We start from the raw sequence: 26,114 nt of genomic DNA on the forward strand, positions 1-26,114 counted from the left end.
AAATAAAAAACCCAGCCACTGGCTGGGTTTTTTTATACTTCTTGCATATCTTCGGCAATAGTGACCTTGAGGGTGATCTCTTTGCCTTGACGAATGATACCAACATCGACCGTTGTACCAGGACGTAAGTCAGTGACAATATCCATCACACTTTGGCGTCCTTGAACTTTGTTACCGTCGATGCTGATAATGATATCCTGCTTTTCGAAGCCAGCTTTACTCGCCGGGCCATTCGGGTCAATGCCAAGAACGACAATACCGCCAATGTGTTCGTTACCCAGTAATCTTGCGGTGACAGCGTTGATATCTTGCCCATCAATACCGATATAACCGCGGATCACACGACCATCGGCAATGATTTTATGCATGATTTTATTGGCAAGAGGTGCCGGGATAGCAAATGAGATCCCGTAGGTTTCTAAATCGGTCGCTTGCTGAAAGGAAGCTGTATTGATACCAACTAGTTCGCCTTGACTGTTGACCAATGCTCCACCTGAGTTACCTTCATTGATCGCAGCGTCCGTTTGAATAAAAGCTTGGCGACCATCACTAATAGAAGAACGCCCGGTCGCAGAGATAATACCAAATGTCGTGGTTTGACCTAAGTTATAGGGGTTACCGATCGCGAGTACCACATCACCAACTTGAGGTTGATATTCTGAATTGAGAGGAATGACTGGCAAGTTTGAGCCTTCCACGCGTAAAACCGCAATGTCGGTACGTTTGTCCGTGCCAACAAGCTGAGCCGCCGCCGCTCTACCATCTTGCAATGCAACGACGATTTGGTCCGCTTGAGCAACCACATGATAGTTCGTAATGATGTAGCCTTTTTCACTGACAATCACGCCAGAGCCCAGTCCTTGCGTAGACAGTTTGCTGCGGTCACTCTCAACATACTTTCGACTGTAAATATTCACCACAGCAGGTGCTGCTTTTCTTACCGCTTGATTGAATGAGATTTCAACAGAAGCAAAATTGCTTGGTTGTGTATCGAGGGCGTCAGGGATAACGTTGTGACGTAAAGAAGGGACAGCCAGCAAGACTATGGCAGCGGTTGCTAAGCCTAAAAAGATAGAACGTAATAAAAAGCTAAGCATATCCTCTCCATACAAAAACGCCAAAAGGGCATCGAAAGGAGAAGAATAGCATTACATTGAAAAATAACAAAAGGGCAGTGCGTGATCGCGCTGCCCTTTTAATGAGGTATAAGCGACAAAGAAAATTATCTTTGAGTCTTATCACGCCCTAGCGTGTATTTCTTCATTGATGCTTCTAACGAATAACCAAGTAGATGGTACGGTCATCTCGTTGAATATTCAGTGCGAGTACGCCTTTTTGCTTATCAACGATCGCACGAAGTTCTGCGAGGTTTTTCACACGTTGGCGGTTAACACCAATGATAATATCGCCTTGTTTTAGCTGATACTGAGCCGCAGGTGAATTGTCTTGCACGCTGGTTACTTTAACACCTTGAATGTCATCGCTTGGTGTTGTATTGCTTAACTCCGCACCTTTTAGTCCCTTGTGTAACGATTCCGCTTTGGCTTTCATATTTGTCGATTCGCCAAGTGTCACATCAAAGGTTTTATTTTTGCCGTCTCGGACCACTCCTAAAGTGATTTCTTTGCCTGCACCTAACGTCGCCACTTTTGCGCGAAGCTCAGAGAAGGTACTGATCGGTTTACCATTGACGGATACAATAATATCGCCTGCTTTTAGGCCAGCTTTGTCTGCGGCACTGTCAGGGACTACTTGGCCAATAAAGGCACCTTTGCTTGACTCGTAACCCAGAGCGTCCGCAAGTTCAGATGTCACTTCACCACCTTGAACCCCAAGCATGCCGCGTTTTACTTCACCAAATTCAAGGATTTGATCCGTGAGATTTTTCATCATGTTTGATGGAATCGCAAAGCCGATACCGACGTTGCCACCGTTAGGGCCGAGAATCGCGGTATTAATACCAATCAGTTCCCCATTTAAGTTGACCAGCGCGCCACCAGAGTTCCCGCTGTTGATCGCGGCATCGGTCTGAATGAAGTTTTCAAAATTCTCAACATTCAAGCCACTACGGCCAAGGGCTGAGACAATGCCTGATGTCACGGTTTGACCCAAACCAAATGGATTACCTATCGCGACGGTAAAGTCACCCACTCGCAGTTTATCTGAATCTGCGATGTTAATTTGCGTGAGATTTTTCGCCTTCTCAAGTTTAATGAGTGCGACGTCTGCCATCTCGTCACCACCGATGAGTTCGGCATCGTATTCACGGCCATCATACAGACGTACGCGAATATCATCCGCCCCTTTAATTACGTGATAGTTTGTCACGATAAGGCCCTTTTTGGCGTCAATGATGACACCTGAACCTAAACCCCTAAATGGACGCTCGCGGGTTTGCTCCATTGGAAAGTCAGGGCCAAAGAAAAATTGAAATTGTTCGGGAATACGACTGGTTTGTACTTGTTTTCCTTCCACCGCGATACTGACAACGGCAGGGGTCACTTTATCCAGCATAGGGGCGAGGCTAGGTAGCTGTTGACCATCCATACTCAGTGGTAAAGCTGCGGTAGCCTGTATTGGCACCAGCATAGAACTTAAACTCAGAGATAAAGCGGTTAGTACAAGTAGTGGTTTTTTCATCCATTAACTCCTCTTGAAACATGTCTGCCTAAAAGAAATATCCGAACTGAACTGTTAGTTATTACTCGTTAGTCACATTAAGGTTAATGAGTAATATAAGGGCTAGTTTGGATAATCAAAGGGGAGGGCAGTCCACTTACAAAATTAGAACAACAATGTTCAAGAAAAGTTCAAAAAGGGTCGAAAAGAATGAAGACTTTTTATCGACCCTTCAGAAAGGAGGGGAGTTATGAGGCCTTAGCAGTTACGACTTCAGGAGCATTTATAATCTCCTTTTCTTGTGTTCTCAACAGACCTGTCGCACCGTTTGCATAGTCTTTGGGTTGCTCACTATATTCAGGCTGGGCTTCATTGTTCTGCTCAGTCGACATCGCGGTTTTCTTATCAAACGGGTTATCTTGCTCTGGTAAGTTGGGCAAAAGCTCACATGATGTCTTCGCCATATGTTGGTAAAGCTTGGTGTAATCTTTGCCTAATGTATCGAGCATTTCTGCTGTTTGGGCAAAATGATCAACCAATTCCTGACGTTGCTGCTCGATTGAAAATTTAGCCGACTCTAACTCTTTTTGCACAGCTTTTTGTTTTTTGTACTCTGGGGTGGTTAGTCTACTAATGACTACGCCTACTATGGTACCGACCAGCAAACCCACTATGGCATAAATCCAAGGCATAACTGTTCCTCATCTTTGTTTTAACAACTTTTTTACTGCTTAGTTACACGTGGTGTTCCACCATGTTACTATGGGTTTAACAGCCAATAAAGAAAAATAGCAGTATGTCTGCAGGGACTGATAACTAACTCTCTATTCTTTGGTACCCTCTCGAGATGACGTTGTCTTAATATCCTTGCCAGACGTTTCGCCCTACACTCTAATACGACGTTAATGTAATGACACCACTAAAACGATACCAACAAGATATAGCGCAACATGGCTTTCAGCGTGATGAAGCCCAGTATAAAGCGGTCGTTGCACTGGATAAGCTCTACCATGCCATTATTGATTTTCAATCAACGCCTGTGCCGTCGCTTTCAAAATGGCAAAAATTGATGGGTAAAACGGTTGAATTGCCTCAGCCGCCGAAAGGGTTGTACTTCTGGGGCGGGGTGGGGCGTGGCAAAACCTATTTGATGGATGCCTTTTTTGACACCTTACCAACCTCGCGAAAAATGAGAGTACATTTTCATCGTTTTATGTATCGGGTTCATGACGAGTTGAAGCAGTTAGGTGATGTAGAGAACCCACTAGCCAAAGTCGCTGAAAAGTTTAAGCAAGAGGCAGACGTAGTTTGCTTTGATGAGTTTTTTGTATCGGATATAACCGATGCGATGATCCTAGCGACCTTATTGCAGGAAATGTTCAAGCGCCAAATGGTGCTCGTCGCAACGTCAAACATCGAGCCACAAAATTTGTATCGTAATGGCTTGCAGAGAGCTCGGTTTTTGCCTGCTATAGATATGATTTTAGAACGTTGTGATGTTTTGAATGTGGATAGCGGAGTGGACTATCGATTACGAACACTTGAGCAAGCTGAGATCTACCACTACCCTCTTGACGAGCAAGCGACGCTAAATCTCAATCGTTACTACCACCAACTAGTTGGAGAGAGAAAAGACGCTGCACAACAGATAGAGATTAATCATCGCAATATCGATGTAATCGAAGCCAGTGATGGCGTGTTGCATGCGACTTTTGCTCAGTTATGCCAAACCATGCGCAGCCAGAATGACTATATCGAGATCTCGCGTATTTACCACACAGTGTTGCTTGCGGATGTTGAACAAATGAGTGGTAGGGTTGATGATGCAGCAAGACGTTTTATTGCATTAGTTGACGAGTTTTATGAACGCCATGTCAAACTGATCATTTCGGCGCAAGTGCCAATGGAAAGCTTATATATACAAGGGCAGCTCGAATTTGAGTTTAGGCGGTGCCTGTCACGTTTGACTGAAATGCAAAGTCATGAGTACCTATCAAGGGAGCATTTAGCTTAAATTCCCCACCGCGAAAAAAAATGAAGAAAAAATTAGTGATTTGGCGCAAAAAAAGGTGATTTTTTCTTCACTCTTCTCTATAATCCTGCGACCCACCGTTACTGCAGACCGGATTATCGAAGTTATTTCGAGATTGACGGTCGAGAGTACCAACGACTCGAAGGGGTGATGACTGGGCTCTTAGACAGTGTGGGAACACGAAAGGGTGTTCCTTAAAGTTTAAATTTTAATTAACGGGTTATTATTAGCATGAAAACTTTCGTTGCTAAACCAGAAACTGTAAAACGCGACTGGTACGTTGTAGACGCTGAAGGTAAAACTCTTGGTCGTCTAGCAAGTGAAATTGCATCTCGCCTACGTGGCAAACATAAAGCTGAATACACTCCTCACGTTGACGCTGGTGATTACATCATCGTTATCAACGCTGAGAAAGTTGCTGTAACTGGTAACAAAGCTAAGAACAAAGTGTACTACCGTCACTCTGAATTCCCAGGTGGTCTAAAATCTATCACTTTTGAAAAGTTGATCGATCGTAAACCTGAGATGGTTCTTGAGCTTGCAGTTAAAGGCATGCTTCCACGTGGTCCTCTAGGCCGTGCTATGTACCGTAAGCTTAAAGTTTACGCAGGCGCTGAGCACAACCATGTTGCTCAACAACCACAAGTACTAGACATCTAATTGGGGATTTCGAAAATGGCAGAGAATCAATACTACGGCACTGGCCGTCGCAAAAGCTCAGCTGCACGTGTTTTTATTAAACCAGGCAGCGGCAACATTGTAGTAAACAAGCGTAACCTTGACGAATACTTCGGTCGTCCAACAGCTCGTATGGTTGTACAACAACCTCTAGAACTTGTTGAACTAACTGAGAAGCTAGACCTTTACGTAACAGTAAAAGGCGGCGGTATTTCTGGTCAAGCTGGTGCTATCCGTCACGGTATCACTCGCGCGCTTATGGAATACGATGAGTCTCTACGTCCTGCTCTACGTGCAGCTGGTTACGTTACTCGTGACGCTCGTTGCGTTGAACGTAAGAAAGTTGGTCTACGTAAAGCACGTCGTCGTCCACAGTTCTCTAAGCGTTAATTTCCTTTTATCGGAAATTATGCTTTCCAGAATTATTCTGGGAATCTGTGTACCAAAAGCTCGGCTCTATGCCGAGCTTTTTTGTTTTTAACCGTTAGTGTTTTTTCTCCACCGACAAGAGGACGTAAAGTCTTTTTTGTTTTCTCCTTTCCTCCTTCCTTATAGCAATCGTAGTAAATCACTGTTTATCGAAGATGTTCACCTCATTCCCGCCCATTTTACCTACGCTATTTCTGCTCACTTAGTTACGCTGATTGGTATTAATATTCCAGCAACATTTATCTTAATTATTGAAAACTTTTTGGTGTGTTTATTGTGCTACAAAAGTGATTAATTATCGGTTTTGACAATTATTAGGTTAGCAAAGGTCTAGCTGGCATAATTCGCTGAAAATAGCCGAGATAAAAGGTATTTGCGGCTTTTTTCCAGCGCGGGATACTGCGCTTTGTTGTTACAAATCACATCAATTTTTTATAATTCTACTGCTTTTGTGACGCCACGAGCGATTTACCTCACAAATGTTACAAAAAGGTAGCTTTATCTTGTCAAAAAGTAGGGTTTTCTTTATCATTTCCTTCCAATAAATAGAACTAAATTCATAACTTGTTAGCCATGCTCTTAGATGCGGAAGAATAACAATCCAAAGGGAGCAAATGGGAGAATGTTTGGATGAGCAACGCGCCTTTAAATAACGGTCGCAGGCGTTTTCTAACCGCTACAACGGCAGTTGTTGGTGGGTTAGGAGCAGCTGCCGTCGCCGTTCCTTTTATAAAATCATGGAATCCGAGTGCCAAAGCGAAAGCTGCTGGCGCACCGGTTGAAGTGGATATAAGTAAAATTGAACCAGGTCAACTGGTTCGTGTTGAGTGGCAGGGAAAACCTGTGTGGATTGTTCGTCGTACCCAAAGTGTGCTGGACAATCTGAAAACTATTCACGATAAACTTCGTGATCCGCAATCGGAGATGGAGCAGCAACCAGAGTACGCTCAAAATGAGTTCCGCTCGATTAAAGAAGAATTTTTCGTTGCGGTTGGCTTCTGTACGCACTTAGGATGTTCACCGACTTACCTACCTGACTCGTTCGCGGAGCAAGTTCAAGGTGTGAGATCGGGTTTCTTCTGTCCTTGCCACGGTTCTAAATTCGATATGGCTGGTCGCGTGTTCCAGGGAGTTCCTGCTCCGTTGAACCTTGTCGTTCCTAAGCACATGTACCTGAGTGACACGAAGCTCATTGTCGGTGTTGATGAGGGGGATGCATAATGCAAGCAATGTTAGACTGGGTAGAAAAACGTATTCCAGCCATGAATGCTTATAAGAAGCATTTGTCTGAATACCCAATGCCGAAGAACTTCAACTTTTGGTACCTTTTCGGTTCTCTGGCGATGTTGGTTCTGGTTAACCAGATCCTAACGGGTATTTGGCTGACAATGAACTACGTTCCTTCTGGTGAAGGTGCATTCGCGTCGATCGAATACATCATGCGTGATGTTGAGTACGGTTGGTTACTACGCTATATGCACTCTACAGGCGCCTCGGCATTTTTCGTCGTGGTTTACCTGCACATGTTCCGTGGTTTGATTTACGGCTCTTATCAGAAACCTCGTGAATTACTGTGGATCTTCGGTATGTTGATCTTCTTAGTGTTAATGGCTGAAGCATTCATGGGTTACTTACTTCCATGGGGGCAAATGTCTTACTGGGGTGCACAGGTAATCATTTCTTTGTTTGGTGCGATTCCTGTTATCGGTGACGACTTAACGCTTTGGATCCGTGGTGACTACATCATCTCTGGTGCAACGTTGAACCGTTTCTTTGCACTTCACGTTATCGCGCTACCAATCGTATTGCTTCTTCTTATTGTTCTTCACGTATTGGCATTGCATGAAGTCGGCTCAAATAACCCGGACGGTATCGAAACAAAATTGCCAAAAGGCTCTATGGGCGACAATTACAAAACGCAATTCAAGTTCCACGATTACTACACGAAGAAATACGACATCATTGACTCTATCCCATTCCACCCTTACGGCACGGTGAAAGACTTGGTGGGTGTAGCAGGTTTCTTGTTCTTATTCTGTTACGTGCTGTTCTTCAATCCAGAAATGGGAGGATACTTCCTTGAGCCACCTAACTTTGAAGCGGCAAACCCACTGAAGACGCCTGCGCACATTGCTCCTGTATGGTACTTCACTCCGTTCTACGCGATTTTACGCGCGGTTCCGGACAAGCTATTAGGGGTAATCCTAATGGGTGCCTCGATTGCAGTGCTGTTTGTTCTCCCTTGGTTAGACCGTTGTAAAGTACGCTCATACCGTTACCGTAGCAAACTTCATCTGTTGAATATTATCCAATTCACTATTAGCTTCATTGCTCTGGGTATTTTGGGGGCACTACCTGCCACACCAACGTACACACTACTAGCACAGATCTTTAGTTTGGGTTACTTCATGTTCTTCGTATTACTGTTCTTCTACAGCAAAAATGAAGCAACCAAACCATTACCAGAGAGGGTGACATTCAAATGAAGAAGTGGATTGTAATTCTATTTGCTATGTTGCCATCTCTAGCGATGGCAGCGGGTGCCAACGTGCCGCTTGATAAAGCCCATGTGGACCTGACGGACAAAGCTTCGTTGCAAAATGGTGCGAAGCTATTCATGAACTACTGTTTCGCCTGTCACTCGACGCAATATCAGCGTTATGAGCGTGTCGCGACAGATTTAGACATTCCAGCTGACTTGATGAAAGAAAATCTGATTTTTAACCCAGAGGCAAAAATCGGTGATCTGATGGTGAACGCGATGCCACCTAAGCAAGCAGCAAACTGGTTCGGTGCGCCACCGCCAGACTTAACATTGGTTGCTCGCGTTCGTGGTGCGGATTGGCTATACACATACTTACGTTCTTTCTATGTAGACCCTTCGCGTCCATTTGGTGTCAATAACATCGTATTCCCTAGTGTGGGTATGCCACATGTGCTTGAAGAGCTGCAAGGCATTCCAACTCCAATTTACGATACGCATGTTGTTGATGGCGAAGAGGTTAAAGTCGTTATTGGTACTGAAACCGATGGTACTGGTGAGCTTAGCTCTGGTGAATACGACAAAGCTGTAGGTGATCTGGTGAACTTCCTGGTTTACTCTGGAGACCCGGTTCAACTCGAGCGCCATGCCTTAGGTTGGTGGGTTATGGGCTTCCTTGTATTGCTAACGATTGTTGTCATTATGCTCAAGAAAGAATATTGGCGTGATGTGCATTAATTGTGCTAAAATACCCTGCTAAATCCCGATTTTAATTGATCTACAATGGAGGCTTAGCCTCCATTGTTTTTATTTGTAAGTGTACTGGAGGGCTCCATGGCTGTCGCTGCCAATAAACGTTCTGTGATGACTCTTTTTTCAAGTGCATCAGATTTGTATAGCCATCAGGTTCGCATTGTACTAGCTGAGAAAGGCGTAAGTGTTGAAGTGGAGCTGGTTGATGAAGCAAACCTTCCTGCTGAGCTTGTTGAACTAAACCCATATAAATCAGTGCCAACCCTTGTAGATCGTGAGCTTGCTCTTTACGATTCAAAAATTATCATGGAGTACTTGGACGAGCGTTTCCCTCATCCGCCTCTAATGCCAGTTTATCCTGTTGCCCGTGGTAACAGCCGCTTGATGATGTACCGAATTGAACGCAATTGGTATACGCTTGCGGAAAAAGTGATGAAAGGTAATGCAGAAGAATCAGAAAAAGCGCGCACAAAGCTACGTAATGACCTTTTAACTCTTGCCCCAATCTTTGCTGAATACGAATACTTTATGAGCGAAGAATTCAGCTTGATTGATTGTTACTTAGCACCGCTGTTGTGGCGTTTACCTCAACTTGGTATTGAGCTTGTTGGCCCTGGTTCAAAAGAAATTAAGATTTACATGAATCGTGTATTCGAGCGTGATTCATTCTTGGCTTCTTTGACAGAAGCTGAACGTGAAATGCGTCTCGTTCGTTAAGCTGTAAAACATTATGGATATTGCAAAAATGACGGCGCGCCGACCATACATGCTTCGTGCATTTTATGATTGGCTTGTGGACAATGATTTGACGCCTCACCTCGTTGTAGACGCAACCATGCCTGGTGTTCGCGTACCCACCGAGTTCATTCAAGATGGCCAAATTATTTTGAATATCGCGCCACGTGCGGTTGGCAATCTAGAGTTGGGTAATGATGCAATTACTTTTCATGCCCGTTTTAGTGGTCGTCCGCATTCGGTAATTGTGCCTGTTTATGCTGTTCAAGCGATTTATGCCCGTGAAAATGGTGCGGGTACAATGTTTGAACCTGAAGAAGCTTACACAAATATCGAAGACGAAGCGCTGGTGGAAGAGGAACCGGCACCTACCTTTACCACGGTAAGTGACGAAAAGCCTGAGACCACCTCTGAGTCGAGTGTCGATGATGTTGACGAGTCTCGTCCAAAAGGTAAACCGAGCTTAAGAGTCATTAAGTGATTGGATGTTGATATTAGATGTGCACGACTAGCATTGATGTTAACTAAAAAAAGCAGCGATATCGCTGCTTTTTTATTGGTTACCATTTTTATTTGTACCAGACGGTCGGCGCTAGCTTTCGTTGCTATTGCGCTCCAGTGTTGCACTCTCAGTCGTTTCAGCCTCGTTTGGGATATCAACTTTAACAGGCTCTGCGACCCCGTATTGGAAACCTTTGATTACCTGCTTCACCCCAGAGACATTGCGAGCGATTTCTGTCGCGCGATTGCCCTGTGCGGGTGTTACATAGCCAAAAAGAAAGACTTCGCCGTCTTCGGTTATCACTTTGACTTTCACGCCATTTAATGCGGAGTCGGTCAGTAAGGACGATTTGATTTTAGTTGTGATCCAGCTGTCATTACTCATTTGAGTTACCGTCAGAGGTGCTTTTTGTTTTATTTGGTTATGTAAGGTTTTTACACCATTGATCTTACGTACTCTTGCTTCTAGCTCATCAATTAATTCTTGAGTCGGGACTTGCCCCATGAGAACTACGGAGCCGTTGTAAGAGCTAGCGACAATACGTACTTGACCACGAAATGGGTCTTTATTACCCATTGCTGCTACTTCAAACTCAATGTTGTTATCTTGCCAAATTTGCTTAGTCGAGCGTGTATCTGTAACGATGTTAGCAGTGGTTGCCGCCCCAGCGATAAATATCCCCGCACAGCCACTTAAACTCAGTACGGTCAACAGAATACAAAGACTACGTATCATGATTCTTACTCCCAACAGGGTTACTCTTCGTGAGCAGGGAAAAGGACTTGGTCTATCAGATCACATAAGCAGTGAAGAGTGACCATATGAACTTCGTGTATGCGTGCCGTGCGATGGGATGGAATGCGAATTTCTACGTCATTCTCACCTAACAACCCCGCCATTTCACCACCATCTTTACCTGTAAGAGCAATAATAGTCATGTCTCGGGTAACGGCGGCTTCCATCGCTTTTATGATGTTTTTACTATTACCACTGGTGGAGAGCGCTAAAAGAATATCGCCAGGTTGCCCAAAGGCACGGACCTGCTTAGAAAAAATTTCCTGATAGTGGTAGTCGTTTGCGACAGCGGTCAGCGTTGTGTTGTCTGCTGTTAATGCCATGGCTGGAAGGCTAGGGCGTTCTGTTTCAAAGCGATTTAACAGGCAAGAAACAAATTGTTGCGCGTTTGACGCACTGCCACCATTTCCACAGCACAAAATTTTATTGCCGTTTAGCAAGCTTGATACCATCGCTTGAGCAGCGTGGGTAATCGCATCGGGCAACGCTTCCGCTGCGGCAATTTGAATTTGTATACTTTCTTTAAAGCTGTCTTTAATGCTTTCTAGCATTGATTATCCTTCAGATATTGCGTTTTGTATCCAGTTGATATCTCGACCATTATTTTGAATGGCGATGACATCGAAACGGTAGTCTATGGTGTGTATCGACTGTTTTTGTCTGCTTAACCAAATTTGCGCGGTTTTAACCAGTTTACGCATTTTGGAATAGGTCACCATTTCAGCGGCGGAACCATAGCGATCGTTGTTACGGTATTTGACTTCAACAAACACGATAGTTTCATCTTGTTGAAATATTAAGTCAATTTCTCCGACTTTTGTCAGAAAATTTTGTTCGAGAAAGCGTAAACCCTGGCGCTGCAGGAATTGCTTCGCCAGGGATTCATATTGGTTGCCAATTTGTCGCTTGCTAAAAAGACCCATACTCGGCCCAGCTGAGTTCACTCTGGACAACACAGTTACTATCAATGCTTAACACGCCAGTCTGGCCTCTAACGGATAACCCAGGAACGACCTTCATCTGAGGCAGCTCTCCAATCAATTTGTATGCATCCATACCTAGCGCAGTAAGACGTTTTGCCACGTTTGATTGATCTGACCAAAGCTCATTCATTTCTGAGATGACGGTGAGATCAGGTTCGATCAAAAGCGGGATGTCACTGTAGGTAATACCATTGAGATCAGAGTATGTCGCTCCACCACTGTTACTACGAGAGTTCGAAAACAGTTTCGGTGGCTTGTCATGTGGGTTAATTGCAACTTCGATAAATGGTTTGATTAATGTTAACTCTGTGTTTCTCGCTGCAATATACACCGCATCAACATCTCGTCGGCTGCGGGGTTGCGTTTCGAGTTTGACACCTGTTAACGATTCCATCTGAGCGATGCGCTGTTTGCTTTCTTGCAAGCCGAATACATCGTTGATATCTCGTTGCAGTTCGCGGGTATCGCCAAATAGTCGGCTGGCAACGTTCGTTGAGCTGTGTTTTTTCCATTCCTCTTTGAAGGCTTGTAGAACGCGTTCACCATAACTGCCTTTAGGGGCAAGGACCAGCGGAAAATTATATCCTTCATTGAAGATATGCTTTGCCGCTTGAGCCACTTCTTGTTCTGGTGACAAGGTCAGGTAACAAATGTTCGTTCCCGGTTGTACATCTTCCGGGATGTTTAACGCTAGTGCTGGAATAGCAGGACCTGTGCTCGAGCCGTCTATGGTTGTCTGCAATTCTTCTACATTTTCTTTTTGTAGTGGACCCACAATAAAATCAATATTCTCGCTGATCAGGCGTTGTTTGATTTGTTGTGGTGTATAGGCGTGCGTGTCAATGACGGTTACGGTCGCACTTGGATCGCGATTCTGATCATTCATCATTGCAAACATAAATCCGTCACGGATGAGTTGAGCTTGTGGGGCAAATTTACCCGTTAGCGGCAAGAGTAGTGCAGTGTTATTTGGTTTGACGATCTCCAGCGTTAAGATCTTCTGGATCTCTTCAGGCGTGTAGGTAGCCGCAGGATGTGTTGGGTTTTCTTGTAACCAGCGCTCAATGGTATTTTTTAGCTGTGAGAGATTTCCTGACATGGTTTTGGTGTAAATCGACAGTTGCAACCATCCGTCAAGCACATCTTCGCTTGGCTCAGTTTGCAGAGCGGTGAGCTCCTGCTCTGAATAGCTGCCAAAGTTCATCCAAATGCGGCTAGAAATGTCACGTTTCTCGGCCGATGAAGAATACTGACTCAACATCACTAACTCGCGGTTGGCTTCAAACGGTTGATTGAGGCTTTGGTAAGCTTCTGCACGAACAGAGTAGTAATCTTTCCACTGATCGCTTGGTAGCTTCCACCAAGGCTGAAAGTTAAGTAGTTGTATTACTTGAGCGTAGTCGCCCTGTTTCTGCTGCATGTTTGCACGCGCGAGCTGCCATTCTGCTTGTTGCACTTCCGACAACTGCTGACGAGCCAGACGGTTAATCAACAGTTCAGCTTCGTCAAACTGGTTGGCTTGGATGGCAGCCTTGGTTGCCATGATCAACCAGTCATTTTGCAAGCTACCTTCAGAGCTATCCGCTCGAATAATATAGCTCTGAACCGACTGGGTGGGCTCAAGTGTGACATCGACGCCATCAGGCTGTCTCGGGCCCGACGAACAGGCCGCAAGGGTAATTGCTAGTGCAACAGGAGTGAGTATGCGTGGTACACTGAGTCTCTTATGGTTAATCATTGCCGTGAGTTCTCTATAATTTTGTACAAAATTGTCTTTATATTAATCGTTGAAGTGATGGTAAACAAATGACAGATAAAAATAATTTGCCGAATGAGGGGCCAACTCTCTTTATTGTACCGACTCCAATCGGAAATTTAGCGGATATCACTCAACGTGCTATCGAAATTCTGTCAAGTGTGGACATGATTGCCGCTGAGGATACCCGACATACGGGTAAACTATTGTCTCACTTCAATATTCAAACCAAAACTTTTGCTTTGCATGATCATAACGAGCAACAAAAAGCACAGATTTTGGTGGAAAAGTTGCTGTCTGGTCAATCTATCGCATTGGTTTCCGACGCTGGTACGCCGCTCATCAGCGATCCAGGATACCATTTGGTGACAAAATGTCGTCAAGCGGGCGTAAGAGTTGTTCCTCTTCCAGGTGCCTGTGCGGTGATTACTGCGCTTAGTGCTTCCGGTTTGCCGTCTGATCGCTTTAGTTTCGAAGGTTTTCTTCCACCAAAAAGTAAAGGACGCAAAGACAAGTTCTTGGAAATTTCATCGGTAGAGCGCACGTGTATCTTTTATGAGTCTCCTCATCGTATTTTAGACTCCCTACAAGATATGTTAGACGTTCTTGGTCCAGAAAGAGAAGTTGTGTTGGCTCGTGAGCTAACCAAAACGTTTGAAACGATTCAGGGGATGCCTTTAGGGGAGTTGATTGAATGGGTGAAAAGTGACGGAAATCAGCAACGAGGTGAAATGGTTCTGTTGATTCACGGCCACCGGGAAACCGCAGACGATTCTCTACCGGATGACGCGTTACGCACACTGGGTATCTTGACCAAAGAGTTACCGTTAAAGAAAGCAGCAGCACTGGTTGCAGAAATCCATAATTTGAAGAAAAATGCGCTCTACAAATGGGGATTGGAGAACTTAGATTAATTTAGGGTTGGTGTCCATATTTGACATGCTGTTCGAGCGTAGTCGAGCGAAAAAACATCACTTGATTTCACTTGTTTCATCATATCTGTGATCGTACTAGACTCTGAGTAGATAACTCTATACAATCCGCCGTTGGAGTTGACTGGGTAGTCGCTGCTTTACTGCTGTCCTTCGGGAGACTGACGTTGAAGTCCTTTGGGAGACTGACGTTGACGTCCTTCGGGAGACTGGTAAAGGGGAGGAAAGTCCGGGCTCCGTAGAGCAGGGTGCCAGGTAACGCCTGGGAGGCGCAAGCCTACGACAAGTGCAGCAGAGAGAAGACCGCCGATGACCCTCTATCGTAAGAGAAAGGGCACAGGTAAGGGTGAAAGGGTGCGGTAAGAGCGCACCGGACGGCTAGCAATAGTTCGTTGCAAGGTAAACTCCACCCGGAGCAAGACCAAATAGGCCTCCACATTGCGTTGCTCGCGTAAGGAGGCGGGTAGGTTGCTTGAGCCAGTGAGTGATTGCTGGCCTAGACGAATGGCTACCGCCGCGCAAGCGGAACAGAACCCGGCTTATGTGTCGACTCCAACTATTCGAGACCCATCATTACTTTCAGTAATGATGGGTTTTTTGCATTTAGTTGACGAAAACCATGTCATTACCAATAAACTTAGCATTAAATCACATCTAACTTTAGACTTGTGGTGGCGATGATGTGGGAAATCAGTACACTAATGAATCGCTCCAAGATCATTCAACGAGAACGCTATGACCGAAACCTTCCAACATATTTCCGTGTTACTAAATGAATCTATCGATGGCTTAGCCATTAAACCTGATGGGATTTACATCGATGGCACATTTGGCCGAGGCGGTCACAGTCGAACGATCTTATCCAAGCTAGGTGAAAATGGTCGACTTTACAGTATTGATCGTGATCCCCAAGCGATTGCGGAAGCAGGTAAAATAGATGATGCTCGTTTTACCATCATTCATGGCCCCTTTTCAGGTATTGCCGAATACGCGAAAGAATACGGTTTAGACGGTAAAGTGGATGGTGTCTTACTCGACCTCGGGGTTTCCTCTCCTCAGTTGGATGATGCTGAACGTGGTTTTAGCTTTATGAAAGACGGACCGTTGGATATGCGTATGGACCCAACCACGGGGATTCCCGTATCGCAATGGTTGTTGGAAGCCGATTTGGATGACATCACATGGGTGATTCGTGAATTTGGTGAAGATAAGCACGCAAGACGCATCGCACGTGCGATTGTTGAATATCGCGATAATGAAGAAAATGAGCCCTTGGTACGAACGGGTCAACTAGCAAAACTCATTTCAGATGCTGCACCAAAAAGCTTTAAAGAGAAAAAACATCCGGCAACTCGTGCTTTTCAAGCATTTCGCATTTACATAAACAGTGAGCTTGAAGAGATCGATACCGCGTTAAAAGGCGCGGCAAGTATCCTTGCTCCTGAAGGCCGTTTATCGGTCATCAGTTTTCACTCACTTGAAGATCGCATGGTCAAACGCTTTATGCGCAAAGAAAGCAAAGGGCCAGAAGTTCCGCACGGCATTCCTCTGACAGAAGCACAAATCAACGAGCTTGGCAGTGCGAATATGAAAACCGTCAGTAAAGCGATAAAGCCAAGTAAACAAGAAATTGACATTAACCCTCGTTCTCGCAGCTCAGTGTTAAGAATTGCAGAAAAGCTTTAATTATTATGACGAAAGCCACACCTAACCTTGCTAAATTGATCGCAAGGGACTTAATCACCGTTGGTCGTTGGCCATTACTATTGCTGATATTAATTTTGGCGTCAGCAATGGGCGTGGTGTTTGCGACTCATAACGTTCGCCAAGAAATCACGGAAAAAGACCATACATTGGTCGAGCGTGAGAGACTCGATAGTGAATGGCGCAACCTGATGTTAGAAGAAACGGCCTTGGCTGAGCACAGCCGAGTTCAAGACCTTGCAAAAACAGAACTTGATATGAAACGGCCTGATGGCGATAAAGAAGTGGTTATCACACTAAAATGATTAGAAAGAAAACCAACGCTAAACAAGGAAATAAGCGTAAACCTACGGTGAAAAAAAAAGCGGAAGCGAAAACCTCGAGTAACGTGGTGAAAGCAAAAGAGGCTGCTGAACCTTTTTTGATTCGCTGGCGTTTTCACCTGCTGTTGTTGTTTGTTTTACTTGCGTTCGGTCTTTTGGTCGCGCGCGTCGCGTATATTCAAATTATCGAACCCGATAACCTCATTAAGCAAGGCGACCTACGCTCAGTACGGGTAAAATCGATTCCTTCCGCGCGAGGCATTATTTCTGACCGTAATGGTGAACCGCTTGCTGTCAGTGTTCCTGTTGAGGCTGTTTGGGCCGATCCTGCCACGATTTTTAAAAATGATGCCTTAAGTCAAACCCAACGCTGGTACGCACTGGCGGATGTTCTTGGTGTCGACCGTCAAGGGCTTATCAATAAAATCAAACGCAACGAAAAGCGTCGTTTTATCTATTTGCAACGTCAAGTTAGCCCTGCAATGGCGAATTATATTCGCGAGTTAAAGTTGCCTGGTATCGGCTTGAAATCTGAATCTCGCCGCTACTATCCAACGGGTGAAGTAAGCGCTCATTTGGTTGGTGTTACAGGTATTGATGGTCATGGTCTCGAAGGCGTTGAGCGCAGCTATGACGAGTGGCTGACGGGGCAGGAAGGTAAGAAAACCATCCGAAAAGACCGTTATGGTCGAGTGGTAGAGAACATTGCCTGGCAAGACAAACAAGAAGGTAAATCCCTGACCTTAACCATCGACCAACGAATACAGGCGATTGCTTATCGTGCCATCAAACAGGCCGTTGCGGATCACCGAGCAACATCGGGATCTGTGGTCATTGTTGATGTGAAAACGGGCGCGGTTTTAGCGATGGTAAATGCGCCGTCTTACAACCCAAATAACCGCAGTGATTGGCAGAGTTATAAGATGCGTAACCGCGTGATTACGGACTCTATGGAACCTGGTTCCACGATCAAGCCTTTCGTTATTTTGGCGGCGTTAGAAAATGGCGTCGCCACCAAAGACACCATCGTCGATACCGGAAATGGTGTTCTTAGATTGGGTGGTAGCCGAGTGAAAGACGTATCACCAGTCGGCAAAGCGAGTCTATCGATGATCTTGAAAAAATCGAGTAACGTTGGTGTGACGAAATTGGCGATGCAGATGCCAGTGGAGGCGTTGTTGGGGCTGTACAGTTCAGTTGGATTTGGTGAGCTCTCTGGTTTGAATCTCGTGGGGGAAGTGACGGGTATTTTCCCAAGCCGCAGCCGTTGGTCGCCAATAGAGCGAGCAACCATTGCGTTTGGTTACGGACTTTCTATTACGCCGATTCAGCTCGCACATGCGTATGCCACACTAGGTAACTTAGGCAAGTATGAGCCTATTCATATCATTAAAAGCAATGATCATGATGTGTCTCGTCAAGTCGTCAGTGCCAAGTATGCTCGCCAAGTATTAGATATGTTAGAAACCGTAACCCAGAAAGGTGGTTCTGCTCGGCGAGCTGCGGTGCCTGGTTATCGCCTTGGTGCAAAAACGGGGACATCGAGAAAAGCTTCTGCGGGGGGATACAGTGATGAATACATTACCTACACTGCTGGCTTGGCCCCGATAAGCGATCCGAAAATCGCGCTGGTTGTGATTGTTAACGAACCACAAGGTGATGATTATTACGGTGGCTCGGTCGCCTCTCCCGTTTTTTCTGAGATCATGAAAGGCGCGCTGCAAATACTGAATATCGCACCAGATGAAAACAAATTTCAGGAGTAGGTTTCAGCCTACTAATAACCAAATAAAGAAAACCTGAGCAGTTGCTCGGAGAACAATTATGACTAAAGCCATCAGTATAGACACGTTGCTTTCACGCTGGGTTGATTGCCCAAGTTTGTCGTCCGTTTTTGTCTCTGAACTGGAACTCGATAGTCGAAGAGTGAAGCGTGGTACAACGTTCGTCGCGATTATTGGTCACGTTGTGGATGGGCGTCAGTTCATATCTACTGCCATCAAACAAGGCGCCAACGCAGTGATAGCCCAAGCCTGTGATAATAAACCTCACGGCACGTTAGAGATTGTGAATGATATTCCGGTTGTCTATATCCATGCATTAGACCAACAATTGTCTGAAATTGCAGGGATGCTGTACACCTATCCCGACATGAAGTTAATTGGCGTAACCGGGACGAATGGAAAAACAACCATCACACAACTGATCGCTCAGTGGCTAGAGTTGGTTGGATCCAAAGCTGCCGTCATGGGCACAACAGGCAACGGCTTTTTAAACGATCTGCAACAAGCAGCAAATACCACTGGTAATGCGGTTGAAATTCAACAAACCCTAGCATCATTAGCTGAGAAAAATGCCTTGTACACTGCACTGGAAGTGTCTTCTCACGGCCTGACGCAAGGTCGAGTTAAAGCCTTGTCATTTTCTGCTGGCGTATTTACTAACTTGAGCCGTGATCATCTCGATTATCATGGCACGATGGAAGAATATGCCAATGCAAAACTTGCGTTGTTTACCTTGCACGACTGCAAGAAGGCAATCATCAATGCGGACGATAAAGTCGGTGCATGTTGGTTAAAGGTGCTTCCCAATGCCATTGCAGTATCGTTAACACCAAGCCCAAGCCTAGACAATGCGCTTTGGGCAAATCACGTCACGTATGCAGAGTCAGGCATTACCATCGATTTTGATGGTAAGTATGGCGCTGGGCATTTTCACGCGCCATTGATTGGTGAGTTTAATGCGACAAACTTGATGCTGGCGCTTGCGACGTTACTGAGTCTGGGCGTTGACAAGCAAGCGCTGTTAAACACTGCGGGTCAGTTGCAACCTGTTTTAGGCCGAATGGAGCTGTTTCAAACGCCAGCGAAGGCGAAGGTTGTGGTCGATTACGCACATACGCCTGATGCATTAGAAAAAGCGTTGCAAGCTCTGCGCGTGCACTGCCAAGGGCAGTTATGGGCAATTTTGGGCTGTGGTGGCGATCGAGATGCTGGTAAACGCCCGATGATGGCGGAAGTTGCTGAGCGCTTAGGGGATAAAGTGGTCTTAACTGACGACAACCCTCGTAGTGAAGACCCTGAGCTTATCGTCGAAGATATGTTGGCGGGCTTGTCTAAACCTTCCGATGCCATGGTTCAGCATGACCGTTTTTCTGCACTTTCTTTTGCACTGGAGCAGGCCTCTGAGCACGACATCATTTTAATCGCTGGCAAAGGTCATGAAGATTACCAGATACGTAATGGGGAAACCATTCATTACTCGGACCGTGAATCTGCGATACAGCTATTAGGACTTTAATTATGATCAAAGTAACGTTGTCTCAAATTGCTGATATCACCAATGGTGATTTGGTGGGAGAAGATAAGACCATCGAGAGTGTGTCAACGGATACTCGTGCCATCGAGGCAAACTCACTATTTATCGCTTTGGTTGGCGAACGCTTTGATGCGCACGACTTCTGCCAGCAAGCCGTTGATGCAGGTGCAGGGGCTTTGCTCGTGCAAAAACCTTTGGATGTGGACGTACCACAAGTCATTGTTGCAGATAGCAAAGCGGCGTTGGGTGAACTGGCCGCTTGGGTTCATCAGTGTTGCTCGACCCCAACTGTCGCGATTACAGGTAGCTGCGGTAAAACGACAGTAAAAGAGATGGTTGCGGGTATTCTCCAGCAAAAAGGCAAGGTGCTCTTTACTGCGGGTAACTTCAATAACGATATTGGCGTTCCTCTAACGTTATTACGATCTCAACCGTCAGACGATTATGCTGTCATTGAGCTAGGAGCTAACCATATCGGAGAAATTGGGTACACGACCCGGTTAGTTAAGCCCGACATTGCTTTGGTGAACAATGTTGCTGCTGCGCATTTAGAAGGTTTTGGCTCGATTGATGGCGTCAAACAAGCAAAAGGCGAAATTTACCAAGGGCTGAACAAGAATGGTGTCGCGATTGTTAATCTGGATAGCCAAGGCGAAGAGCAATGGCAAGCAGTATTAGCGGATAAAACCGTCATCACCTTTTCATCTTGCGATTCACGCGCAGATTTTTTCGCATCGGATATCTCCCTGAATAGTGAAGGTGAAGCGAGCTTTACTTTACATCGCTCGCACGATGGACAACAAATTGAACTCTCGTTAGGGATCATTGGTCAACACAATGTTGCCAACGCGATTGCGGCATCGATCATTGCGTTGCACATGGGAGCGACGATCGAAGAAATTCAAATAGGATTAAAGCACTTAAATAAGGTCAAAGGTCGTGTTGAGGTTGAGCAACTGAGCGCGAACATCAAATTGATCGATGACAGTTACAATGCCAGTGTGCCAGCCATGTTAGCCGCGGTAGACTTATTAGCCTCGTTCAAAGGTCAGCGTTGGCTGATTTTAGGGAATATGGCGGAATTGGGAGATGAAAGTCTTGCACTTCACCGCCAAGTCGGAGAACATGCTGCCCCACAAAAATTTGAATATGTTCTCACATATGGTACAGATGCAAAGGTGATCAGTGATCTTTGTAACGGTATCCACTTTGAGACGCATCAAGAGATGATTGACTACATCAAGCAGCATCTAGACCAAGCCGTTCCTGAACACCACACTATTTTGGTAAAAGGAGCGAACGGTGCTCGTATGTTTGACGTCGCTGCTGCTTTGAAGGAGTATTTTTAATGATTATTTGGCTTGCCGAGCTGCTTCAGCCATACCTGTCTTTTTTCCGTTTGTTTGAATACTTGTCTTTTCGAGCAATTTTAAGCGTTCTTACCGCGTTAGGTCTCTCACTCTGGATGGGACCGATTATGATCAGACGATTGCAGATGCTGCAAATTGGTCAGGTGGTGCGTAACGAAGGTCCTGAATCCCATTTTAGTAAACGTGGTACGCCGACAATGGGCGGTATCATGATTTTGGCGGCGATCTCCATTACGATTTTGCTCTGGACCGACTTATCCAATCCTTACGTTTGGGCCGTGCTTACGGTGTTGCTTGGATATGGTACGGTGGGGTTTGTTGACGATTACCGCAAAGTAGTGCGTAAAAATACCGATGGTTTGGTGGCTCGCTGGAAATATTTTTGGCAATCATTGATCGCTTTTGTGGTGGCATTTGCCCTGTATGCGCATGGTAAAGATACCGCTGCGACGCAACTGGTGGTGCCATTTTTCAAAGATATCATGCCTCAGATGGGCATGTTGTACATCATCTTTACCTACTTTGTCATTGTTGGCACCAGTAATGCTGTCAACCTGACCGACGGTTTGGATGGGCTAGCGATAATGCCGACGGTTTTGGTCGCGGCTGGCTTTGCTGTGATTGCCTGGGCAACCGGTAACGTTAACTTTTCTGAATACTTACATATCCCATACCTACCTCATGCTTCTGAGTTGGTCGTGGTCTGTACCGCGATTGTCGGAGCTGGCCTTGGCTTTTTATGGTTTAACACCTATCCAGCACAAGTCTTTATGGGCGATGTGGGCTCTCTGGCTTTAGGCGGAGCACTGGGCACCATTGCAGTATTGGTCCGTCAAGAGTTCGTACTGGTTATTATGGGGGGGGTATTCGTCATGGAAACACTGTCCGTTATTCTGCAAGTTGGCTCATACAAGCTTCGTGGTCAGCGTATTTTCCGCATGGCTCCGATTCACCATCACTACGAATTAAAAGGTTGGCCAGAACCTCGCGTTATCGTGCGTTTCTGGATTATTTCTATGGTTCTTGTTCTGATTGGTCTAGCCACTTTGAAAGTGCGTTAAGTTTCCGTTTTTCAGACCAGATATACAGTGTGATCATATATGGAACGTTGGCAAAACATACATCAGGTCGTCGTTGTAGGGCTCGGTATTACCGGGCTCTCTGTCGTTAAGCATCTCATCAAAAATCAACCACACCTTGTGGTTAAGGTGATTGATACTAGACCGACACCTCCCGGGGCAGACCGCCTCCCAGAAGGTGTCGAATTACACAGCGGTGGCTGGAATATAGGTTGGTTAGAACGCGCTGATCTTGTAGTAACTAACCCAGGAATCGCACTCTCAACGCCAGAAATTCAAGGTGTTCAACGTCGTGGAACGCCAGTTATCGGTGACATCGAACTGTTCGCATGGGCGGTTAACAAACCCGTGGTGGCAATTACGGGCTCAAATGGCAAGAGCACCGTTACCGATTTGACCGGAGTGATGGCAAAAGCGGCGGGTTTACAAGTCGCTGTCGGAGGTAATATTGGCGTGCCTGCGTTGGATTTGCTGGAACAAGAAGCGGATTTGTATGTACTGGAACTATCAAGTTTCCAGTTGGAGACGACATCAAGCCTTAAATTGAAAGCGGCCGCGTTTCTTAACCTGTCTGAAGACCATATGGATCGCTATGACGATATGGCTGACTATCGCAAAGCTAAATTGCGTATCTTCCAACACGCTGAACTTGCTGTCGTTAATCGTGACGATCTGGCGACATATCCAGAGGGAAATATCCCCACACAGACTTTTGGCGCGGATAATCATGCTTATGGTTTAGAAGTCGATGGCAATAGAACGTGGTTGCTTGACCATGGTCAAAGGATTGTAGCAAGTGATGAGCTTAAGCTAGTCGGTAAGCACAACTTATTGAATGCTTTGGTGGTATTGGCCTTACTGAAAGCGGCTGGCATCGATTATCACGACGCGTTGAGTGCACTGAAAAATTACACAGGACTGACACATCGGTGTCAGGTGGTTGCTGATAATCAGGGAGTTAAATGGGTCAATGACTCTAAAGCCACCAATATCGCAAGCACAATGGCTGCACTGTCAGGGCTCGAGTCGACGGGGAAACTTTTCCTTTTAGTCGGTGGCGTAGGCAAAGGCGCAGATTTCTCCCCTTTGAAGCCAGTATTTTCAACCTTAGACCTACAACTATGCTGTTTTGGTCAGGATGGGGATGACTTTATGACATTGCACGACTCTGCTTTACGTTTTGAACGAATGGAAGACGTTATTCATCATATCGCTCCGAAGCTAAAGTCGGGAGATATGGTGATGCTGTCGCCTGCATGTGCTAGCTTTGATCAATTCGACAACTTCATGGCAAGAGGTGATGCTTTCGCTGCTCTTGCTCAACAATACGCATAATTATAGGTTACGCATTCCGTGGTTTTAGGGAACATTAAACGCAGTATTGGCAATTGGCTCACTCATCCCGCGCCAGAGGCTCTGTTTGATCGTCAATTGGTGTGGATTGCACTGGGTTTGATGTTGACCGGTCTAGTCATGGTGACGTCGGCATCGTTTCCTATCAGTTCTCGGCTGACGGATGATCCCTTCCACTTTATGTTCCGTCATGCTTCGTTTTTGGTGCTAGCGATAGGGGCATCCGTGGTTATTCTTCAGATCCCTTTGAATGAATGGTTTAAAAGAAGCCATTATTTACTTTGGATCTCGTTTATTCTGCTTATTGTGGTGCTTGTCGCGGGTAAATCGGTCAACGGTGCATCTCGTTGGATTCCACTCGGTCTTTTTAACCTCCAACCTGCCGAGGTTGCAAAGCTTTCGCTGTTTATCTTTATGTCTGGTTATCTGGTAAGAAAGCAAGACGAGGTACGCGAAACCTTTTTTGGCGGCTTTATGAAACCTATTATGGTTTTTGCCTTTTATGCGGTTCTTCTGCTTGGTCAGCCTGACTTAGGTACGGTGGTCGTTATGTTGGTGACCCTGTTTGGTATGCTGTTTATTGCGGGCGCCAAGCTCACCCAGTTTTTAGCGCTTATGGTCGCTGGCATTGGCGCCGTTGTCGGTTTGATTTTGGTTGAACCTTACCGTATGCGACGCGTTACGTCATTTCTTGACCCGTGGGAAGACCCGTTCGGTAGTGGCTATCAGTTAACGCAATCTTTAATGGCCTTTGGCCGCGGCGAGTGGTTTGGGCAAGGTCTAGGCAACTCGGTGCAAAAACTCGAATACCTTCCAGAGGCGCATACTGACTTTGTGTTTGCTGTATTGGCTGAAGAACTGGGCTTTGTGGGTGTAGTTCTGGTGTTGATACTGATTTTCAGTTTAGTACTAAAAGCGGTGTATATCGGTAAACGCGCTTTCGAAGACGGAGAGGTGTTTGGCGGCTACTTAGCTATAGGAATCGGTATTTGGTTTGCCTTTCAGACGTTAGTCAACGTTGGTGCCGCTGCGGGTATTGTTCCAACTAAAGGTCTTACTCTCCCTCTGATCAGTTATGGTGGTTCCAGTCTGATTATTATGTCTGTCGCAGTATCCATGTTGCTGCGGATTGACCATGAATGTCGCTTAAAACGCGAGCAACAACATGCGAAACAACAATCAGAACTACAAAATCATGAAGAAGCAAAATAAACGTTTGATGGTGATGGCTGGTGGTACCGGTGGTCACGTGTTCCCAGGCCTTGCGGTTGCTAAACAATTACAGCAACAAGGTTGGGAAATTCGTTGGTTAGGAACCGCGGATCGCATGGAAGCCGATTTAGTGCCAAAGCATGGTATTGAAATCGACTTCATTAAAGTTAAAGGTCTAAGAGGGCAAGGAATCAAACGTCTTCTTGCTGCGCCTTTCCAAATTATTAACGCGATCATGCAGGCTCGTACTCATATGAAGCGTTGGCAACCCGATGCTGTGTTAGGCATGGGAGGGTATGTGAGTGGTCCTGGCGGCATTGCGGCTTGGATAAGCGGCATCCCTGTTGTATTGCATGAGCAAAATGCAGTGGCAGGCCTAACCAACCAATGGTTGTCTAAAATCGCCAAGAAAGTGTTTCAAGCGTTCCCTGGCGCCTTCCCAACGGCTGAAGTCGTTGGTAACCCTGTCCGTGAGGACGTGACACAACTTGAGGCACCTGAATTGCGAATGAATAACCGCCAAGGGCCGATTCGGATTTTGGTGATGGGCGGTAGCCAAGGAGCGCGAGTTCTTAACCAAACTCTCCCAGAGGTGATGGCAAATTTGGGTAATCAATATTGTATTCGTCATCAGGCTGGCAAAGGTGCTGCGGATGAAGTCAATGCGGCTTACCAAGCTAACCATGTGTCGAATGCACAAGTGTCTGAGTTTATTGATGATGTTGCCGAAGCTTATGCATGGGCTGATCTATTGGTATGTCGCTCTGGCGCGTTGACGGTATCCGAGGTCTCAGCGGCTGGTGTCGGCGCAATTTTTGTTCCGTTTATGCATAAAGATCGTCAACAGGCGCTCAATGCGGATCACTTAGTTGAGTGTGGTGCTGCCAAAATGATAGAGCAGCCCGATTTGACCGTGGCGTCTTTAACCACCCAGATCCAGCAGTTAGATCGCCAAACGTTGCTTTCAATGGCTCAGCACGCACGCCAAGCGGCGAAATTAGATGCAGATAAAACGGTGGCGCAAGCCATTGTAACTCTGACCAAATAATTCTGACGAAA

25 protein-coding genes and 1 other RNA gene are annotated in these 26,114 nt (G+C 45.8%); 19 read left to right on the forward strand and 7 right to left on the reverse strand.

Annotation, left to right across the window (positions count from 1 at the left end; translation table 11 throughout):
• Positions 1-32 precede the first annotated feature (32 nt).
• From degS to zapG, 3 genes are all read right to left on the reverse strand, one after another.
• The gene (gene degS / locus ONE56_RS01895) at positions 33-1,097 is read right to left on the reverse strand and encodes an outer membrane-stress sensor serine endopeptidase DegS (protein ID WP_041156906.1); all 1,065 of its coding nucleotides are present in this window, start codon (positions 1,095-1,097) and stop codon (positions 33-35) included.
• Positions 1,098-1,272: 175 nt separating this feature from the next.
• A complete protein-coding gene (locus ONE56_RS01900; RefSeq protein WP_041156907.1) occupies positions 1,273-2,640 on the reverse strand; it encodes a Do family serine endopeptidase in 1,368 nt (455 codons plus the stop codon).
• Positions 2,641-2,867: 227 nt separating this feature from the next.
• Positions 2,868-3,311, reverse strand: coding sequence for a Z-ring associated protein ZapG (zapG, locus tag ONE56_RS01905; RefSeq protein WP_423840165.1), 444 nt, complete (start codon positions 3,309-3,311; stop codon positions 2,868-2,870).
• Positions 3,312-3,529: 218 nt separating this feature from the next.
• Here zapG and zapE point away from each other — a divergent pair, with 218 nt between their 5' ends.
• From zapE to sspB, 8 genes are all read left to right on the forward strand, one after another.
• Positions 3,530-4,633 carry a cell division protein ZapE gene (zapE, locus tag ONE56_RS01910; RefSeq protein ID WP_423840166.1) on the forward strand — a complete coding sequence of 368 codons (1,104 nt, stop codon included), beginning with the start codon at positions 3,530-3,532 and terminating at the stop codon, positions 4,631-4,633.
• Positions 4,634-4,882: 249 nt separating this feature from the next.
• Positions 4,883-5,311, forward strand: coding sequence for a 50S ribosomal protein L13 (gene rplM / locus ONE56_RS01915; protein ID WP_012842158.1), 429 nt, complete (start codon positions 4,883-4,885; stop codon positions 5,309-5,311).
• 15 nt (positions 5,312-5,326) lie between these two features.
• Entirely contained in the window at positions 5,327-5,719 is a 393-nt protein-coding gene (gene rpsI, locus ONE56_RS01920; RefSeq protein WP_005372876.1) for a 30S ribosomal protein S9, read from the forward strand.
• 669 nt (positions 5,720-6,388) lie between these two features.
• A complete protein-coding gene (gene petA, locus ONE56_RS01925; RefSeq protein WP_041156910.1) occupies positions 6,389-6,979 on the forward strand; it encodes a ubiquinol-cytochrome c reductase iron-sulfur subunit in 591 nt (196 codons plus the stop codon).
• On the forward strand, positions 6,979-8,244 hold the full coding sequence (locus ONE56_RS01930) for a cytochrome b (RefSeq protein ID WP_041156911.1): 1,266 nt from the start codon (positions 6,979-6,981) through the stop codon (positions 8,242-8,244). Before petA ends, ONE56_RS01930 begins: the two co-directional genes overlap by 1 nt.
• On the forward strand, positions 8,241-8,978 hold the full coding sequence (locus ONE56_RS01935; RefSeq protein WP_041156912.1) for a cytochrome c1: 738 nt from the start codon (positions 8,241-8,243) through the stop codon (positions 8,976-8,978). The genes ONE56_RS01930 and ONE56_RS01935 overlap by 4 nt, the downstream gene beginning before the upstream one ends.
• Positions 8,979-9,074: 96 nt before the next feature.
• Positions 9,075-9,710: a stringent starvation protein SspA gene (gene sspA / locus ONE56_RS01940; RefSeq protein ID WP_041156913.1), complete on the forward strand. Its 636-nt coding sequence runs from the start codon at positions 9,075-9,077 to the stop codon at positions 9,708-9,710.
• 13 nt (positions 9,711-9,723) lie between these two features.
• Positions 9,724-10,209, forward strand: a complete 486-nt coding sequence (sspB, locus tag ONE56_RS01945) for a ClpXP protease specificity-enhancing factor (protein ID WP_331438109.1) — start codon at positions 9,724-9,726, stop codon at positions 10,207-10,209.
• 111 nt (positions 10,210-10,320) lie between these two features.
• On the opposite strand, the gene ONE56_RS01950 is transcribed toward sspB, so the two are convergent.
• From ONE56_RS01950 to ONE56_RS01965, 4 genes are read right to left on the reverse strand one after another with little or no spacing between them, the layout of a single operon-like run.
• Positions 10,321-10,965: a BON domain-containing protein gene (locus tag ONE56_RS01950; RefSeq protein ID WP_041156915.1), complete on the reverse strand. Its 645-nt coding sequence runs from the start codon at positions 10,963-10,965 to the stop codon at positions 10,321-10,323.
• Between the two features lie 20 nt (positions 10,966-10,985).
• Positions 10,986-11,576 carry a phosphoheptose isomerase gene (locus ONE56_RS01955; protein ID WP_041156916.1) on the reverse strand — a complete coding sequence of 197 codons (591 nt, stop codon included), beginning with the start codon at positions 11,574-11,576 and terminating at the stop codon, positions 10,986-10,988.
• A 3-nt stretch (positions 11,577-11,579) separates the two neighbouring features.
• Positions 11,580-11,948: a YraN family protein gene (locus tag ONE56_RS01960; RefSeq protein ID WP_423840167.1), complete on the reverse strand. Its 369-nt coding sequence runs from the start codon at positions 11,946-11,948 to the stop codon at positions 11,580-11,582.
• A complete protein-coding gene (locus ONE56_RS01965) occupies positions 11,935-13,746 on the reverse strand; it encodes a penicillin-binding protein activator (protein ID WP_423840168.1) in 1,812 nt (603 codons plus the stop codon). The genes ONE56_RS01960 and ONE56_RS01965 overlap by 14 nt, the downstream gene beginning before the upstream one ends.
• Before the next feature lie 68 nt (positions 13,747-13,814).
• Between ONE56_RS01965 and rsmI the strand changes: the two genes are divergently transcribed.
• The 11 genes from rsmI to murG all read left to right on the forward strand — a co-directional run bounded on the left by rsmI (position 13,815) and on the right by murG (position 26,103).
• Entirely contained in the window at positions 13,815-14,678 is an 864-nt protein-coding gene (gene rsmI / locus ONE56_RS01970; RefSeq protein ID WP_423840169.1) for a 16S rRNA (cytidine(1402)-2'-O)-methyltransferase, read from the forward strand.
• A gap of 134 nt (positions 14,679-14,812) precedes the next feature.
• Positions 14,813-15,254: RNase P RNA component class A (gene rnpB, locus ONE56_RS01975), an RNA gene on the forward strand.
• A gap of 177 nt (positions 15,255-15,431) precedes the next feature.
• On the forward strand, positions 15,432-16,382 hold the full coding sequence (gene rsmH, locus ONE56_RS01980; RefSeq protein WP_041156921.1) for a 16S rRNA (cytosine(1402)-N(4))-methyltransferase RsmH: 951 nt from the start codon (positions 15,432-15,434) through the stop codon (positions 16,380-16,382).
• A 5-nt stretch (positions 16,383-16,387) separates the two neighbouring features.
• Entirely contained in the window at positions 16,388-16,705 is a 318-nt protein-coding gene (gene ftsL / locus ONE56_RS01985) for a cell division protein FtsL (RefSeq protein ID WP_331438106.1), read from the forward strand.
• Complete coding sequence (locus ONE56_RS01990) at positions 16,702-18,489, forward strand: penicillin-binding transpeptidase domain-containing protein (protein ID WP_331438105.1); 1,788 nt, start codon at positions 16,702-16,704, stop codon at positions 18,487-18,489. The genes ftsL and ONE56_RS01990 overlap by 4 nt, the downstream gene beginning before the upstream one ends.
• A 58-nt stretch (positions 18,490-18,547) precedes the next feature.
• Positions 18,548-20,023 carry a UDP-N-acetylmuramoyl-L-alanyl-D-glutamate--2,6-diaminopimelate ligase gene (murE, locus tag ONE56_RS01995; RefSeq protein WP_423840170.1) on the forward strand — a complete coding sequence of 492 codons (1,476 nt, stop codon included), beginning with the start codon at positions 18,548-18,550 and terminating at the stop codon, positions 20,021-20,023.
• Between the two features lie 2 nt (positions 20,024-20,025).
• The gene (locus tag ONE56_RS02000) at positions 20,026-21,390 is read left to right on the forward strand and encodes a UDP-N-acetylmuramoyl-tripeptide--D-alanyl-D-alanine ligase (protein WP_331438103.1); all 1,365 of its coding nucleotides are present in this window, start codon (positions 20,026-20,028) and stop codon (positions 21,388-21,390) included.
• Positions 21,390-22,472 (forward strand): phospho-N-acetylmuramoyl-pentapeptide-transferase, encoded by a 1,083-nt coding sequence (mraY, locus tag ONE56_RS02005; protein ID WP_041156924.1) that lies wholly within the window; start codon positions 21,390-21,392, stop codon positions 22,470-22,472. Before ONE56_RS02000 ends, mraY begins: the two co-directional genes overlap by 1 nt.
• Positions 22,473-22,511: 39 nt before the next feature.
• Positions 22,512-23,825: a UDP-N-acetylmuramoyl-L-alanine--D-glutamate ligase gene (gene murD, locus ONE56_RS02010; protein WP_331438102.1), complete on the forward strand. Its 1,314-nt coding sequence runs from the start codon at positions 22,512-22,514 to the stop codon at positions 23,823-23,825.
• Between the two features lie 18 nt (positions 23,826-23,843).
• Positions 23,844-25,055 (forward strand): cell division protein FtsW, encoded by a 1,212-nt coding sequence (gene ftsW, locus ONE56_RS02015; protein ID WP_041156926.1) that lies wholly within the window; start codon positions 23,844-23,846, stop codon positions 25,053-25,055.
• A 7-nt stretch (positions 25,056-25,062) separates the two neighbouring features.
• Complete coding sequence (gene murG / locus ONE56_RS02020; RefSeq protein WP_423840484.1) at positions 25,063-26,103, forward strand: undecaprenyldiphospho-muramoylpentapeptide beta-N-acetylglucosaminyltransferase; 1,041 nt, start codon at positions 25,063-25,065, stop codon at positions 26,101-26,103.
• Positions 26,104-26,114: the final 11 nt, after the last annotated feature.

This window comes from Vibrio mytili (assembly GCF_049563345.1).
Taxonomy (GTDB): domain Bacteria; phylum Pseudomonadota; class Gammaproteobacteria; order Enterobacterales; family Vibrionaceae; genus Vibrio; species Vibrio mytili.